Source organism: Paraburkholderia sp. A1RI-2L (assembly GCF_048957375.1).
Taxonomy (GTDB): Bacteria; Pseudomonadota; Gammaproteobacteria; order Burkholderiales; family Burkholderiaceae; genus Paraburkholderia.
Window position 1 is genome coordinate 49,210 of the sequence record NZ_JARBTA010000007.1, and the last position, 15,139, is coordinate 64,348.

The window sequence follows — 15,139 nt, forward strand, 5'->3', positions numbered from 1 at the left end:
TGTGAGCGATAACGAGAACAAGCAGGAACCGTCGTTCGACGCCGCGCCGCAGCGCGCAGGCGCGATTAGCGGTTCGCTCAAGGCGAAGCCCGCGAACTATAAACGGCTGAATCCGAAGGTGAAGAACGCCATCATCTTCGGTGGTGCGGGGATCGCTGCGTTGATCCTGTTCGCGATCATGAGCATCAACGACAATCCCGCCAAGGCGGAGAAGAAGCAGGATGAAAAATCCGTACCTATGACGATGACCGGCACGACACCCAAGGCTGTCGCGGAAGCACCGGACGGCGTGCCGAGCGCATCGGGCACCGCTTTCCCGGATGCGAGTGCGCCTGCGGGAATGCCGTTACCGGCCAGTGCGGCATCGGCAGCGCTCGCCAGTTCCGGGGTACCTGGCATCGGCGGTCGTGATCCGCTTGCGGGCGCTGGTGCTGGGCAGGTGCCAGGGTTGTCCGGGGGATACCCGGATCGCGGCACGCCGCGCGAGAAAAGCCCTGCGCAAATGGCGGCAGAGCGGGCAGAGAATCTCCGGACGGAAGCGCTCCAGCGTGGCGCGGACTCATCGCTCTCGGGACAGGATCAGTCAGCAGGCGGTGGCTTGTCGCCTGCGCTTCAGAAAGTGGCGGACCGGTTGACGTCGCTTGGCGGTGGTGCGGGCGGAGTCGGCGCTGGTCAGCCTGCGCCTGTTCAAGCGTCGTCGGATGACCCTAACAAGCAGGTGCGCAAGGAGCAGTTTCTCAAGGACGCACAGGCCGCTGCGCAGATAAACAATGTGTTGCTCCAGCCTGTAACCAGGCCGATATCGCAATACACGATTAACGCGGGTTGGCTGATTCCGGCGATCATGGTCAGCGGGATGAACTCGGACTTACCCGGACAGTTGCGCGCGCAGGTGCGTGAGAACGTGAAAGATACGGTAACGGGGCAATACACATTGATCCCGCGTGGCTCCACGCTCGTCGGGACATACGATTCGCAGGTTTCCTTTGGGCAGTCGCGTGTGCTCGTCGTGTGGTCCCGCGTCATCTTTCCCGATGGATCGAGCCTGAACCTCCAGGGCATGCCCGGTGCGGACGAACAGGGCTTCGCTGGCCTGACCGGCGACGTCAACAATCACATGTGGCCGATCATCAAGGCGGCGGTGTTTATGTCGGTCGTCAGTGCGGCGGCGCAGCTATCGCAAACCCCTCAGACGACCACGAACGGCAGCTACGGGGCGCCAACGGCAGGCTCGACTCTCGCGGCGGCACTCGGGCAGCAACTGGGGCAGGCCGGCACGCAACTCTTTTCGCGCTACCTGAATATCCAGCCGACCGTCACGACCGATCCGGGTACGCGATTCAATATCCTCGTGACAAAAGATATGGTTTTTCCGCAGCCCTGGGCGTGGAATGAGACGGAGGGGCAAGAGTAGGGCGGGGACGGATGCGAGACTCCGGGTTCTTGAAGTTAAAGCTTGTAAGGGCCATACCCACACGTCACACTATGTGGTGGTGTAACTGTGTGGGTATACTCATTCATTACGCATAACTTGCTCGCTTTTGACTATATGGGTTCGAACCCCGAAACGGTTTGTATTCGCATTCGCCGCCCCTACAAATATGACCCAGACAGAAAAATCTGACTTCGTTCAGACGCGGTGCCCAGCACAGATCATTACGTATTTGAAGTCGCTCGCCATGCTCAAGTATGGGACGCTCCTTCAGATGCATGATGACTTGTTGAAGAAGTTCATTGCAAGTGAGCCGTGGGCGAAAACTCCGCCTTTGAACTGGAGAAAGCCGCGCGCCGCCCAGACGACAAGCGGCGAGGCGATCTCCCAAACGGGCTGGAAGACCTTCAATGTCCAGGTATCGCCTGCAATGAAAGAGCAAATCATGCGGCTTTCCAGCGAGCTGGACGTATCCGCGTCCTCGTTTGTCTACACAGCGATCTATTGGTGGGTCGCCTACATATATCCGCCGAAATGACCCGCGCCTAGGTTGTTCGCATCCGGCAAGACGCGCATGCATCTAGTCGTGCCGGCAGTGTGGCACCTTGTTACTGGGTCATAAAAGCCGTGGCTATAAATGCATGATGAAGCGAGGATGCCCGTATGCAAAGGGTATCTTCCACCACCGCAGACTTCGCAGCAGACCTGAGCCGCCTTGGCGCCGCAATCAGGGCGGTAAGAAAAGAAAAAGAAATTTCGCAGGAGACATTGGCTCACCTCGCGGGCGTTGATCGAAGCCATATGGGCAGGATAGAGCGCGGGGAGAGGAATGTGACGATCCTCAACGTGCTACGCATTGCGTTGGCGCTAAATTGCCTCCCATCGGACCTCCTGCAACGAGCGAACCTCTGATACCTCGCTCGCCCAATTCCAGGCGGCGTGGCCCCCGACGACGACTTGCACCCGCCTCCCACCGCTTTTCACCAGTGAAAATTTGTGTGCAACATTTATTGTTGTGAGCTTGATGGCATGATATCATGATGGCATGACGTCAACGGAGGGCCGCATGGCACCCAAACAAAAAGCGACCGAAGGGGTAACGGTCCGGATGGACCCGAAGTTAAAGCGCGTGTTTGTGAAACTCGCTGCGGAAGAAAGCCTTGCACAAGGCGGTGCCCGTACTGCACAGGACGTGATGCGTGATTGGCTCGCGCAGCATCCGGCAGCAGTGGCAGAACTGGGCAAGCCGGAAACCAAGTAATCATACCGGGCAGGACCGTACTGGGCGGTACTTCCTGACCATCCCGTAACGACGCAGAGGACAAAAAATTGAAGATTATTCCGGTCGTAACGCAGAAGGGCGGCGTTGGAAAAACCACGCTCTCATTCAATCTCGCAAAGGCTGCTGCCGACGTGCTCAAGCTGCGCACAGCGGTCATTGACCTCGATGGACAGGCCAACGTCAGCATGTCTCTGATGGGCGACGAAAGTATCAAGCACTGCTACACGAATGGCGCAGACGAGCTATTTGGCACGGGCGCATTTCCTGAACCGCACAAGACTACTCATGGCATCGATCTGTTTCACGGACACGCGCAGATCGACCGAATCGACCACGATGATGAAATCAATGATCGCGTCGTGTTGACAACGGAGCTACGGGACCGTCTTCGCAAGTTGCCGTATGACGTCATTATTGTTGATACGCCGCCCGCAATTGGTCTGCGCCACATGGCACCGCTCTACTGGGCCAGCAAGGTCGTGATTCCGATGATTCCCGATTCTGATTCGCTGATCGGCGCGGCTGATACTGTCGCCGCACTCAAAATTGCGGCGAACGTCAACAAGGGCGTCAAGTGGGTAACCGTCCTCAACAAGATCAAGAAGTCGTCCAAATCGCACAAAGAGGCGATTACCTTCGTGCGTGACGAATATCGCAAAGAATTGATTGCCGAACTCGGTGATCGAGTTCCCGTCGCTGACTCGCGTGACAACGACATGCCGCAGGCTGTCTGGCAGTACCGTGGATCGCCAGGCGCGCTGCGCGCGGAATGGCTCGACTTCTGCAAAAAGGTACTCGCCTAACGCCTCGCTTACCGAATACTGAAAAGGACAATGTAATGAAAAAGAGCATGCTCGAACGCATGAAGGGCACGGTGAACAGGACCGAGCCGGAAGTTTCCGCAGGCGCGTACCCGATGATTCCGCTGTCCAAGATTCGTTTCAACCCGAATCAGCCGCGCAAGGATTTCCACGCCATTGACGGGCAGGTAGCTCCAAAGGTGCAGGAAGAACTACAGCAGCTTGCGGACGACATTGCAGAACGCGGCCTCATGCACCCGATCACAGTTCGCGAAGTCGGTGAGGGGGAATATGAGGTTGTGAGTGGGGAGCGTCGGACCCGCGCGTTCCAGCTTCTCAACCGCGACGCCATTGAGGCGAAGATTCGCAATGATCTGGACGGCGTGAATCTGGACCTTTACCAGCTTTCAGAGAACGTTCAGCGGTCGAACCTCGAAGAAAATGATCTGGCGCAGTTCATCCACAAGATCGTGCAGACCGGGGAAGTCTCCAAGCAGAACCTTGCCAAGATGTTCAACAAGCCCGCGTCGTGGGTAACGCGCTATCTGGCGTTCGCAGATCCAATCATGCAGGCAAAATGGGTCCAGCCGGGTTACGTCGCGAAGGCTTGGGTTCTTTATGCGCTGACGCGATTGCCGGAAGAACTGCAAGATGAAGCACTCGAAATCGCCAAAGCGCGGGGCACGCCGCTGGATTCGGACGACGTGAAGCCACTTGAAGCCCGGTTCAAGCGCATGAAGGAGGCAGCGGCTCAGGAAGCGGCGGAGCGCGCTGCGGCTCCCGAAGTTGACACGGGCACTTCTGGACGCTCCCGGAAAGCAGAGGGTAAAGGCTCGCCGGCAGCGGCCAGCGCACCGTCTCCCGCCCTGACTGCCTTGCTTGGTGATGCCGCATCGGCAGACGACGATGATGGGTATCGCCCGGACGCAAGCGAGCTTGCGTCGCTGCGGCAGACTCCGGCCGGGGCCAATGGTTTTGAGTCGCCGCTCAGTTACATGAACGACGATCCGAACAGCGATCTGAGCGGGCACGAGCGCATCGGCAACATGCACCGCATGCACTCCGCGGCGACGTCGACCGTTTCGGGCCGTGTATCCCTGGATCAGTTGCTTGCCGTACAGCATGCCTTGCAATCTGAGGAACTGGGCGCGCGGATGCGCAGTTTGGCGGTTGAGTTTCGCGCCGATGAGTCGTTGCTCCGCGCTGTGCTGACTGCGCTGGGTGAGAACGCAGCCGAGCTGCCGACAGCAATGCTGACGCTCACGCTGACGAAGGTAGCGCAAGATCTGGTTATCGCCGCGAAGTAAGACGGCGGGGTTGATGGCGTGGCGGGCTAGATGCCCGCCTTTTTTTTATGTGAAAATCAACCACAATTTATGCACATTTGGCACTATCACTTGTGCAACAGGTATACTGTTTCTAATTGTGACTTGTGTTTAAGTATGTAACGAGAGGTGCCGATAACTTCTCATGGGGCGCAGAAACGGCGGAAGGCGCAAGAGCCAACGGCGCGTGTTAAAACGATGTTAAAAATGTGTTGACGTAGTGTTAATGCGAGACGATACTCTGTTGCATTACGGGTATCGAGAGAGAGGCCATGATGAGTGCGGTTCAAGTTGTGAAAGCATCGGTTGTGAAGGTTGCGGCAATTACGAGTGTGGTTGCAGTAGGGCCGCAGATGGCGCAGGCAAAGACGGCCTTCTCCCAGACTGACCTTGCGGCTGTAGGACTTGAAACCGCCGACGTTCCTCCTTCCATGCAGGCTGCTTCATTCACGATTGCCGTAGTTCTTCCCTGGCTGGAACACGTACGGAGCGAGGCCGCAAAGGCACTGTCCGAGATGTAGGCGTTTCGTTTGGCTTTCAAAGAAAAAATCCATCCCGGCCCGCGTGCCGGGATTTTCACTGGTGAAAACGATCCGCCGCAGCCACATTTAACACTTTTGTTAACACCAATACCTGTTAAAATTGGCCGGTTATCAAAGGGGGAATCGTGGCAGCGCTAATGGACGCCAAGACATTTGAGGCCGTGGTAGGCGGCAAGCGTTTCGCACCGTCCTCAATCGAAGCAGCGCGCATGGTGCTTGTCGATGGCATTCGACCTGGCGAAGCAGCGGCAAAGACCGGAGCGTTGCCCGCGCACGTTTCCCGCACCACGAAAAAGATCGTGGAAGCGGAGCGGGAGTGGCGCGCAAATAAGATCATGACCAGCAGTGTCGATGCGGTCGAAAAATCGTTGAGCGCGAGTTACACGCTCGCGGTGCAGACTGCCCGCGAACGGATGGGTGCGGAGGCGACCGTCCTTAGCGCTGCCGAACCTGGTATGGAATACGTCGGCACGTCAGTAGCGCAGACCGAGATGCATCTGGTGCAGAACGTTGGCCGTGGTCAACTCGTAATCCATGAACTTGCAAAGCTGGAACGTGTCCCGAATCTGGGCGCTGAACTGGCTATTCGTTATCCGCGCGAACCGTTCCGGCCAGCACTGGTGTCAGAACAGACGCGAACGCAATCGCGGGGTGGTATCTCGCGCTGATCCCAGCGCGCTTGTTGTATCGTAGAATGAAATAAATCTTTTACATTTGAGGCGATATGGGACTCCGGGAAAATTATTTCGAGGCGATTGAAAGCGGCAGCGAGCAACGCGCAATTGATCTTCTCAACGAACACAATTTCGATCCCGACTTGCGGGAACGGCTTGGCGGTGGCGCAACCGCACTCGCACTGGCGGCACGCACGGGCAAGGATGCTCTGCTCGCGGAGCTGATTCGCCGGGGCGGCAACGTGAACATGCATGACGGCACGTTGGCCCCCATTCATATGGCGCTCAATGCATCCACTGCGAAGCTGCTCATAGATGCAGGAGCAGACGTCAACGTAGGCTGGAAAAAAGAAGGCATCGAGCTTGCGAAAGGGACGACGGCGCTGCACACAGCGGCCCGAAGCGGCGATGCGGCAATGGTAGACCTCCTGCTTTCAGCCGGTGCTGATCCGAACGCGCGCGACGCTGATGGCAGAACACCGCTTCATTCTGGTTCGATGAATCCCGAAATCGTGGACAAGCTTCTGGGTGCCGGCGCGAATATCGACGCGCGCATGCGTAACGGGCAGTCTGCGCAAGACCTGATCGAGCACTTCTCGAAGCCCGTTAGTCCAACCGTCGCTTCGGTCGCAGCGGCTCCCGTTTCGGATTCCGAACCGCAGTCTGTTATCCGCGAAGCTGATGCTCGCCAGCAGGTTCAGGCGGCAGCGGCCCCCGAAGCTGACTACTCTGCGAAAAGCGCGTATCTCGCCGCGTCGCGCGGCGACGCGGAGCCGGTCGAAGACAAGCCCGCTCGTCCGATCACAACACCCGGCGAGCTTGTCGAAGAAGAAACCCGCAACGTCATCCGGCAAGTGAATCCGCAGTTGAAGACGCTGGAAGCGACGGCAGCGGCCAGCACGGACGACAATTCGACACCGCTCAGGATTCGACCGGCCGGCGAGCAACAGACGCCTGAGCAGCAAAAGCCAGCCGCAAAGACCCTGCTCGGAGGTCGCTTCATCGGTGACGAAAACGGCAACTATCGTCGTCCCGGTGAAAAGGCGATTTCGCTGCGCGATGAGAACAACGAGATTGTTCTCACAGACAAGCAGATGGACACGTTCATGGCTGGCCTGGAACTCGCGAAGTCGAAAGGCTGGTCCGCCATTGAGGTAGAGGGTAGTCAGCGTTTCCGGCGCGAAGCGTGGTTTCACGGCCAGCGCGAGGGAATGGAAGTGGTCGGCTATGAACCGACGTCGAAGGACCTGGACACACTGGCTCAGATGCTGGAGCGCTCGACCGCTGACCAGATCGCACCGGGTGTGTCGGCGTCGCTTGAGGCAGCGAAGGAGCTTGTTGTGTCTGAGGGCAAAGGCTTCGTCGCGCCGAACTACGAGAACGGCAATTATGCGGGCACGGTTCTCGGTGAGACTGACCATCATTTCATCGTCAGCGTCGACGGCAGGGAGGGCACTGCGACGGCCATCGAAAAGGATCGGCTCGATGGCGTGAGCGTCAAGCCAAACGAGTTGCTCAAGGTCAGGTTCCAGGGCGGTAAGCCCGTGCAAACTCAGGCGCGCGACCAGTCCAGGTCGATGAGCCGGTAGCAGCGGATGCGAGAGGCTCGATGCGTCGGGCCTTTCGCTATTCATGGTTTCGATATTCTTCAGTGGTGCGATGAATCATGGGTCAACAGGTCTCGTTCGAACTGTTCAAATCGACGCGCGGCATCTTTCTGGCATTTCCATTTGATTGTCCGGTTTTTGAAGCGGACACGCTTGTGCTGTCGATGCAAAATCGTCGGCTATCTGCGGTCAAGAATGGTGCGCCGCTGGATTTGACGCTGCCGAAGCTGGCTCCGGAAGTGGCTGTGCTGCTTGCCGGTCAAAGCGAACTCGCGGCGGTGTCCTTGACGCTCGGCGGTGTTACGCGAAGCCATAGCCTCGTCGTGAGCGTGGAGCAATGAGGCACGTATGACGCCAGACGAATATCTCACTCGCGTGAACGGGCGCATGGCTGGCCTGATGGCGCGTCGGCAGGCTCCGTGGGTGCGGTCGTGGAGCGCGGCGCAACTACAGGGAGCGCAGCCGTTCAATCCATCGTCAGGAGCGCCGTACACGGGGCTGAATGCGCTTCTTCTGCAAACGTACATGCTGACAAACGGACTGGACGATCCACGATTCGTTACGGTGCGGCAGGCACAGGTGCAGGGGTGGAACGCTGTGGGTGCGCTGTCGTCCGGTGTTGATCTGCATTTCGTACCGCGAACGGATGCGACCGGCGGCGAAAGCGGCCGGGTCTACACGGTTCATCACGTGTCAGAGTTTTCGAATGTGCCGTCGCTGGAGAGGCGCGCGGGCGAGGCACGCGGCGCGACCCTTGCCGCGACGATCCTCGAGCGCTCGGGCGTGACGCTTTCGCACGATCAGGTTGATCGCGTGTTCTTTTCGCTTGCGGACGGTGCGATCCATATGCCGTCAAAGTCTTCGTTCGCTGATGAGGGGCGTTTTTATGCGCTCGCCATGCGCGAGCTGGCGCACGCGTATGCGAGCGATCCAGCCAGGGGCGCAAGCGGCGCTCTCGCCCCTTTGCAGACCCAGTTGCGGGCGGAGCTTGCGAGCCTGTTCATTGGCGTGCGTCTCGGAATTGGTCATGAGCCGGGTTCGAATCGTGACATTGTTGCGGACTGGATCAAGCTGTTGCAGAGCGACCGCGCCGAATTTGCATCTGCGGCGCATGATGCGCAAGGGATCACGAACCGTGTCTTTGCTTTGGTGGCACGGCAATCGCAGGAGGCTTCGAGACCGGCTGCGAGCGCGGCGATTCAAGAAAAAACGCCGTTGCGTTCCATATCATCGGATGCTCGAACTGAAAAGCGTAGTGACGTGTCTGGCGGCGCATCTGCGGCTGGGCCACGAACGTATCTCGCGGTGCCTTACCACGAGAGATTCGAAGCAGGTCGTCTCGGCGCGGAGTTCGATAAAGAACAGAAGGTGTGGTGGATCGGGCCTGAACAGGACGCTTCGAAGTTTTCTCGATGGCTGGTGACTGACGCCACACTCGCCTCTGCGGGAATCAATGCGTCCGACGTGATTGCAGAGTTCGAAACCGTCATGCGTTCATATGGGCTTGCGACAGACAAGCCGGTGATTGATGATGGGAAGTGGCACTACGTGCCGACCGATACGTCAAAGGGCTACGAAAAGAACGGCTCCTACGTCCTCGATATGACGGGTACGCCTAACGGCGCGGTGAAGAATTTCAAGACAGGCGAGAGCACCAAGTGGCAGTACGGCGGTGGCCGTCTGACACCCGAGCAAAGAGCCGCGCGCGATGCGCAGTCTCGGGAGGTAACGGCCCTTCGCGAGCGCGAAGCCCAGCAGGCATACATGACACTCTCCGATGCGTGCGAGCGTCACTTCGCGAGTTTTACGGACGGCCAGGCGAATCATCCGTACCTCACGCGCAAGGGCGTGCTGGGCCACGGCGTGAAGGTCGTTGACGCGGCTGACGTGGACATGGGGAAAGTATTAAACCTGGAAGATTTTTCGCGCGGCGCGGGTTCATGGCTTGTGGTGCCGGGGCGCGACGTGGACGGGAAAATCTGGACGTTGCAGGCAATTCACAGCAATCCGAATGGTGCGAAGCTGTTCACGAAAAACGCCAGGAAGAAAGGCGCGTTTCACATCGTTGGTGCTGAAAGCGTCGCGGGGCTAGCGAACGCGCCGATAGTGGCTTTCGCAGAGGGTTACGCGACTGGCGCAAGTGTCTTTGAGGCGACGGGCATTCCTGTCGTTATCGGGTTCGATTCCGGGAACCTCCCAGACGTTGTTAAGGCTGTTTCCGAGCATCTTCCGAAGAATCAGCCGAAGGTGATATGCGCCGATAACGATCAGTATTTCGCTGACAAACTGATTGCACGGGTCTCGGAGCTACTGGCTCCGGAACACGCGATTCATGACCAGAAGCGCCCGAGCATCGCCGTTCTGGAAGATGGTCACGGCAGATCACGCGATGTGCCTTTGCGGGGCGTCACAGATGACAACGAGTGGCATCAAACCCGTGAAGGCAAGTACCGGTTACGCACGGAGACGGTAACGGTAGATCGCGATGGCGCAGCGCTCGAAACGCCGATGGTCACTCTTGTCAGTGCGGACATTGTGGACGGCGACGGAAAGATGGTGAAGCTCACGATGTACAACGCTGGCCTTGCTGCTGCGGAAAAGGCTGCGGCGCTTTGCGACGCGCATATCGCGGTGCCAACGTTCACGGTCGATCAGTTGCCAAAGCGGCCGACAGACTTCAATGACCTTGCAGCGCTGGGTGGGCGCGAAGCGGTTTCGCGCGCTATTGCGAGCGCCGTGGGGATTGCGTTGACGATGAATGGTGCGACGCCCACGATTGCGCCTGTCACGCAGCGGCGCGCATCTCTTTCACGATAACAGGACAAGCCAATGAATCAACGATCCATGAACAACCCGGCTGTGATCGCGCATGTACAGGACGTGCTCGACGCGTCGACGGTCGAAGTCTTTGTAGCGGGGCGCGCGCCGCTGAACGATCGCACAAGCCTGCGTTTCGTCGCAGACCAGGCGGTGATCAACGGTCGCGCAGGCTTCTCCGTGGACGGCAGCGCTGAGAAATACGAAATTCAAGGGGGCGTCGCGGTTGATGAGGTGGACGATGTGTTCCGTTCAGTTGGGGGTGATCGTGCGGAGCGTGACGTGAAGGCCGCGGCTCGGCAGTGGTTGCGAGGCGAGCTCGTTGCGACGACACCGGGGCTGCCGGCCTGGGTAGAAGCGGCGATTCATGCGCCCGTCTCCGCGCAGGCCGCTACCGCACTGGCCGATACCATCCGCGCCGGGAAAGTGCGGTCGTATGGGGAGGCGGGCGCGACTCGTCCGTCACCGGCTGCGCCTTCTGCTGCTGCGCCTGAGCGCGGAAAGCGGCGATAGAAGGTACAGCGTTTCCACTGGTGAAAATGGCATGTTGACAAGGCCCGGCACATCTCGTCGGGCCTTTTTCGCGTCTAATACTGCAATATTTATGTTATTCTCGCTGCAATTTCCACGTGAGTTATTAGTCTGCTTACGCATCCAAAACTATGGCTAAAGCCAAACTTCAAACCTATGGGTCCGGTCGGACGCCGCTGCAAAACACGCTGATCGGCATCTTCGTGATGCTGCTAGGACTGCTGATTGCCTCGGAGGTTGCGACCCAGTATTTCGCCGCGAAGGTATCGTATTCGCCGTACCTGGGGGAACCGGTCTACCGCGCAAGCACCTGGTATCTCTATTTGCCGCACAAATGGATTGTGTGGGGGTGGTCGTTTAGCGACGTCGAGGCTGTCCGCGAATGGTTGAACGCAATGCTCGCCATTGCGGTCGGCGGAGCTGCCCTGTCAATCCTGTCTGCGATCCTTTGTATTTACGTGCTGTTCAAGCCGAATGAGGGCATGGCGGAGCTTCACGGGTCGGCACATTGGGCGCTGGTCGAAGAAGTTGACGCAACGGGTCTGCTTGGTTCCGAGACGCGCGAAGTCTCGGGCACGTTCGTCGGTTCGGTGATGCTGGACGACAATGGAGACACGATTACGCCCACGAATCCCGTCTACGCTGACCGCTATTTGCCTCGCATGGCGGAAAACGGTCAGCAGGCTCGGGACAGCGAAGGTAGACCGCTGTGGGATATCAATCCATCCGTGATCCGCGCGATTGAATATCTGCGGGACAATGGCCCCACGCATACGGTCGTGTTTGCACCGACGCGATCAGGCAAAGGGCGCGGCATCATCATTCCGACGCTGTTCGCGTGGAGGTTCAGTGCCGTAGTCAATGACCAGAAGGGCGAGAACTACGCCCTTACTTCGGGCATGCGGCGAGCCGCTGGACAGATCATTGCGAAGTTTCAGCCAACGTGTCTGGACGACAGCACGGCCTGCTGGAACGTGCTTGACGAGATCCGCAAGTTCACGCTGCGCGACGTCGCGGACGCACAGAACATCATGGCGGCAATCGTGGACCCTGAATCGAAGGGGATGGAGGACCACTGGATTGCCCGCGCGTGGGAACTGTTGACTGCGCTCGCATTGCACAGCGTGTATGCCGAGCGCGACAAGTCATTGACGGGCATGGCTCTGTACCTGGGTGATCCGTCATTCGAGTCCGACATTCAGATGTGGAATCGCATGCTACAGGCGGTCCACGATCCTGACGGAATCATGGGCTGGACGGATACCTCGGGCAACCCCACAAAAACGCATCCTGTTGTGGCCAACGCTGCGCGTGCGATGCTCAACACGCCCGATGAGGAACGCGGTTCGGTGCTATCGACTGCGAAACGGTGTCTGACGCTGTTCCTCGATCCGATCATCGCGAAGAACACCAGTCGAAGTGACTTCCTTGTCCGTGACCTGATGACGCTCGATAAGCCGATGACGGTCTACTACATTCCGACCGAAGAAGACATGGCGCGTTTGCAGCCGCTTTCGCGCCTTTTCTTCATGCTCATAGTCCAGCGCAACACCGAGCAGATGAAAGCGGTTGACGGTCGTATGGCCGGGAATTACAAGCATCGTCTCCTGATGCTGATTGACGAATTTCCGGCGCTTCGAAAAATCGAGATTATTCAGCACGGTCTCGGATACGTGGCTGGCTATGGCATCAAACTGATGCTGATCTGTCAGGACTTGGTACAGCTTGTCGATATCTATGGAGAGAACCAGTCGATCATCGCCGGTTGTCACATTCGCATTGCGTATGCACCGGGCGATGACAAGACAGCCGAACGTCTGGAAAAAATGGCTGGCACTACGACGGTCACAGAAAACAACGAAAACGTCTCATATAACCGGATGGGACTGGGTGGCGGGAGTGTGTCGGTTTCGCGCGGCAAGACTTCACGTCCGCTGATGACGGCGCAGGAGTTCTCGACGCTCTCGTTTGAGGACATGGTGGTATTCATCGTCAATAACCAGCCGATCTACGGACGCAAGGTCAAATACGACGAGATACCGCAGTTCGCACAGTGGTCCAGGATGCCCGCGCCGGCAAAAAGCGACCGGCCGCGATTCAGCGCGCCTGTCGATTCAGTGCCTGTGGGAAATTCGGATACTGGTCCTGCACTGAGTGACGAGGACAGGCAGATCGTAGCCCGCCTGCTGGCGTCGGATTTCGCAGTGCCCGAAGTCATTTCAGTCTCCGCCTTCTGACCTATGCCAACAACCGATCTTTCGATTGCTCGGGCACTTGTCCGCACCATGATTCTCGCAGCCTGCGCGGCGGTGTCTGTCTCGGCGCACGCAGACGACAAGATGCTGTCGCTGCTCGCGCAGTGTGCGCCGAATGTCCACTGGTCAACCATGTCGGCAATCGTGAAAGTGGAATCAAGCGGAAAAGCCTATGCGCTGGCTGACGCGGGGCCGCTCGACGTCCCGTATTCCGTGCGCAAGAATATGGTCCATTCGTACTTTCCGGCTTCGCTCGATGAGGCCGCGCAGCTTGCGCGCAATCTCATCGCAGACGGTCATACCGTGAGCCTTGGTCTTGCCCAGGTCAATGACCGCAATCTTGATCGTTACGGGCTGACCATCGAGCAGGTGCTCGACCCGTGTACCAACCTCGCGACCGGCGCAAAGATTCTCACCGGTTTTTATCAGAAAGCCGCCAGGCAATACGGGGAGGGGCAGCACGCGCTGGAGGCCGCCATCTCTGCGTACAACTCCGGGAGTTTCGAGCGTGGCGTGTCGAACGGGTACGTCGGCCAGGTCTACGCCGCTGCGGGGCTGGTGCCAGCGCTAACAACGGCACCGCCAAGAGTCGATGGTGCTGTACCGGTCAAGGTCCGTTATGGTCGCGCGGTCTCGGGTGGTAGCGCTGCAAATGGCGGTTTATCACGCGCCGCAATGCTCCGGATGGGTGCGGAGTCGCCGCTTTCGGACTCGCCGGATACGAGCGCGAACACCAGTAGCGAGTAGGGCTATGGACAATCAGAACATGCAACCAGCGCGGAAGCGCCGCGAATCGGCCTTGTACGGTGTATTGCGAAAGTATGGGGCGTCGCTGCCCTTCGCGGACAACGTGATCGCGACGTTTCAGACGCAGACCGCCGACGTCAACAGCGTCGAAGGCATGCTGTTCGCCTTCGATGCGCGAGTCCGTCTGGTCTTCGAACGTCAATGGGTAGTGGGTGATTTCGCCGCGCTGCCGCTACGCGGTGAACGCGCAATGGTCCGTGTAACGGCCCGCCCGTGGATTGACTGCAACGGCCACATCACGTTCAAAGCCAAGCATTTCGTGGTTCTCCCTCCGCTTCAGGATCGGGTAGAGCCGTCAGTAGACGAACGCGCAGACACCATCGAGAACGAAAACCATGCGTAACAGAAAACTTCGCGCTGCAAAGAATCGGCGTCCGCTTCCGTGGAGCGTCAGCGCTGGGTCGGGTCTTATCGTTGCAGCGATCCTCGCGGGGATGGCTCGACGCTCGCCAGAGTTCCACTGGCCGTTGCTTGCGCTCGCGGTAGTCGTCCTGCTGGCGTCCTTCGTGGTCGCGATGCAGTCTGCGGTGTTTGCGTCACGCAGGGGGCGTCTGCTCGACGGGCATCAGGATCTGGCGTCCATCAAAAAGCTCTCATGGCAGGACTTCGAGTTGATCGTTTCGGAAGCGTATCGCCGCTTGGGATACGCCGTTGAGGAAGTCGGTCAGGGCGGTGCTGACGGCGGAGTCGATCTTGTCCTGTCCAGCAAGGGCAAGAAAACCCTTGTGCAGTGCAAGCGCTGGAACAGCAGCGTCGGCGCACCAATCGTGCGCGAGATGTTCGGCCTCATGGTGCATCACGGCGCTGACGCGGTCAAGATCGTTTGTGCAAGCGGGTTCACGAAAGAGGCTCGGGCGTTCTCGACTGACAAGGCGATTGAGCTGGTCGACGGTGAAGCCCTGGTTGCGCTCGTTCGCTCGGTACGGTCAACGCAACGGGACTCCATGACATGCCTGTGTGGTGCGCCAATGAAAGTCAGGCAAAGCAAGGGGGGGGGTGATCCGTTTCTTGGATGCACGCGGTTCCCGGACTGTCGCGTGACGCGGCCTACCCTTTAGACGGGGCAA

16 protein-coding genes are annotated in these 15,139 nt (G+C 58.6%); all 16 read left to right on the forward strand.

Features of this window, described 5'->3' with window-relative positions; genetic code table 11:
• Window position 1 precedes the first annotated feature (1 nt).
• The 16 genes from PWP93_RS36550 (at window position 2) to PWP93_RS36625 (ending at window position 15,130) form a co-directional block, all read left to right on the forward strand.
• Complete coding sequence (locus tag PWP93_RS36550; RefSeq protein WP_421048350.1) at window positions 2-1,414, forward strand: TrbI/VirB10 family protein; 1,413 nt, start codon at window positions 2-4, stop codon at window positions 1,412-1,414.
• 187 nt (window positions 1,415-1,601) lie between these two features.
• Window positions 1,602-1,970 (forward strand): hypothetical protein, encoded by a 369-nt coding sequence (locus PWP93_RS36555; protein ID WP_421048351.1) that lies wholly within the window; start codon window positions 1,602-1,604, stop codon window positions 1,968-1,970.
• Between the two features lie 125 nt (window positions 1,971-2,095).
• Complete coding sequence (locus PWP93_RS36560) at window positions 2,096-2,344, forward strand: helix-turn-helix transcriptional regulator (protein WP_421048352.1); 249 nt, start codon at window positions 2,096-2,098, stop codon at window positions 2,342-2,344.
• A gap of 154 nt (window positions 2,345-2,498) precedes the next feature.
• Window positions 2,499-2,693: a hypothetical protein gene (locus PWP93_RS36565; RefSeq protein ID WP_421048353.1), complete on the forward strand. Its 195-nt coding sequence runs from the start codon at window positions 2,499-2,501 to the stop codon at window positions 2,691-2,693.
• 68 nt (window positions 2,694-2,761) lie between these two features.
• Window positions 2,762-3,517, forward strand: a complete 756-nt coding sequence (locus PWP93_RS36570) for a ParA family protein (protein WP_421048354.1) — start codon at window positions 2,762-2,764, stop codon at window positions 3,515-3,517.
• 35 nt (window positions 3,518-3,552) lie between these two features.
• A complete protein-coding gene (locus PWP93_RS36575) occupies window positions 3,553-4,821 on the forward strand; it encodes a ParB/RepB/Spo0J family partition protein (protein ID WP_421048355.1) in 1,269 nt (422 codons plus the stop codon).
• Between the two features lie 290 nt (window positions 4,822-5,111).
• Window positions 5,112-5,360 (forward strand): hypothetical protein, encoded by a 249-nt coding sequence (locus PWP93_RS36580; RefSeq protein ID WP_421048356.1) that lies wholly within the window; start codon window positions 5,112-5,114, stop codon window positions 5,358-5,360.
• A 158-nt stretch (window positions 5,361-5,518) separates the two neighbouring features.
• Complete coding sequence (locus PWP93_RS36585; RefSeq protein WP_421048357.1) at window positions 5,519-6,049, forward strand: KfrB domain-containing protein; 531 nt, start codon at window positions 5,519-5,521, stop codon at window positions 6,047-6,049.
• A gap of 56 nt (window positions 6,050-6,105) precedes the next feature.
• Window positions 6,106-7,644: an ankyrin repeat domain-containing protein gene (locus PWP93_RS36590; protein WP_421048358.1), complete on the forward strand. Its 1,539-nt coding sequence runs from the start codon at window positions 6,106-6,108 to the stop codon at window positions 7,642-7,644.
• 77 nt (window positions 7,645-7,721) lie between these two features.
• On the forward strand, window positions 7,722-8,003 hold the full coding sequence (locus PWP93_RS36595; protein WP_421048359.1) for a hypothetical protein: 282 nt from the start codon (window positions 7,722-7,724) through the stop codon (window positions 8,001-8,003).
• A gap of 7 nt (window positions 8,004-8,010) precedes the next feature.
• Window positions 8,011-10,479, forward strand: coding sequence for a DUF5710 domain-containing protein (locus tag PWP93_RS36600; protein WP_421048360.1), 2,469 nt, complete (start codon window positions 8,011-8,013; stop codon window positions 10,477-10,479).
• 12 nt (window positions 10,480-10,491) lie between these two features.
• Entirely contained in the window at window positions 10,492-10,992 is a 501-nt protein-coding gene (locus PWP93_RS36605) for a hypothetical protein (protein WP_421048361.1), read from the forward strand.
• Window positions 10,993-11,141: 149 nt separating this feature from the next.
• A complete protein-coding gene (locus PWP93_RS36610) occupies window positions 11,142-13,247 on the forward strand; it encodes a type IV secretory system conjugative DNA transfer family protein (protein WP_421048362.1) in 2,106 nt (701 codons plus the stop codon).
• Window positions 13,248-13,349: 102 nt separating this feature from the next.
• A complete protein-coding gene (locus PWP93_RS36615; RefSeq protein WP_421048363.1) occupies window positions 13,350-14,012 on the forward strand; it encodes a lytic transglycosylase domain-containing protein in 663 nt (220 codons plus the stop codon).
• 4 nt (window positions 14,013-14,016) lie between these two features.
• Window positions 14,017-14,415, forward strand: a complete 399-nt coding sequence (locus PWP93_RS36620; protein ID WP_421048364.1) for a hypothetical protein — start codon at window positions 14,017-14,019, stop codon at window positions 14,413-14,415.
• Window positions 14,408-15,130, forward strand: coding sequence for a restriction endonuclease (locus tag PWP93_RS36625; protein ID WP_421048365.1), 723 nt, complete (start codon window positions 14,408-14,410; stop codon window positions 15,128-15,130). Before PWP93_RS36620 ends, PWP93_RS36625 begins: the two co-directional genes overlap by 8 nt.
• Window positions 15,131-15,139 lie beyond the last annotated feature (9 nt).

Coding starts and splice junctions, on each gene's coding strand:
- PWP93_RS36555 (WP_421048351.1), top strand. CDS start 1,602: ATGACCCAGACAGAAAAATCTGACTTCGTTCAGACGCGGTGCCCAGCA.
- PWP93_RS36560 (WP_421048352.1), top strand. CDS start 2,096: ATGCAAAGGGTATCTTCCACCACCGCAGACTTCGCAGCAGACCTGAGC.
- PWP93_RS36565 (WP_421048353.1), top strand. CDS start 2,499: ATGGCACCCAAACAAAAAGCGACCGAAGGGGTAACGGTCCGGATGGAC.
- PWP93_RS36575 (WP_421048355.1), top strand. CDS start 3,553: ATGAAAAAGAGCATGCTCGAACGCATGAAGGGCACGGTGAACAGGACC.
- PWP93_RS36580 (WP_421048356.1), top strand. CDS start 5,112: ATGATGAGTGCGGTTCAAGTTGTGAAAGCATCGGTTGTGAAGGTTGCG.
- PWP93_RS36585 (WP_421048357.1), top strand. CDS start 5,519: ATGGACGCCAAGACATTTGAGGCCGTGGTAGGCGGCAAGCGTTTCGCA.
- PWP93_RS36590 (WP_421048358.1), top strand. CDS start 6,106: ATGGGACTCCGGGAAAATTATTTCGAGGCGATTGAAAGCGGCAGCGAG.
- PWP93_RS36595 (WP_421048359.1), top strand. CDS start 7,722: ATGGGTCAACAGGTCTCGTTCGAACTGTTCAAATCGACGCGCGGCATC.
- PWP93_RS36600 (WP_421048360.1), top strand. CDS start 8,011: ATGACGCCAGACGAATATCTCACTCGCGTGAACGGGCGCATGGCTGGC.
- PWP93_RS36605 (WP_421048361.1), top strand. CDS start 10,492: ATGAATCAACGATCCATGAACAACCCGGCTGTGATCGCGCATGTACAG.
- PWP93_RS36610 (WP_421048362.1), top strand. CDS start 11,142: ATGGCTAAAGCCAAACTTCAAACCTATGGGTCCGGTCGGACGCCGCTG.
- PWP93_RS36615 (WP_421048363.1), top strand. CDS start 13,350: ATGCTGTCGCTGCTCGCGCAGTGTGCGCCGAATGTCCACTGGTCAACC.
- PWP93_RS36620 (WP_421048364.1), top strand. CDS start 14,017: ATGGACAATCAGAACATGCAACCAGCGCGGAAGCGCCGCGAATCGGCC.
- PWP93_RS36625 (WP_421048365.1), top strand. CDS start 14,408: ATGCGTAACAGAAAACTTCGCGCTGCAAAGAATCGGCGTCCGCTTCCG.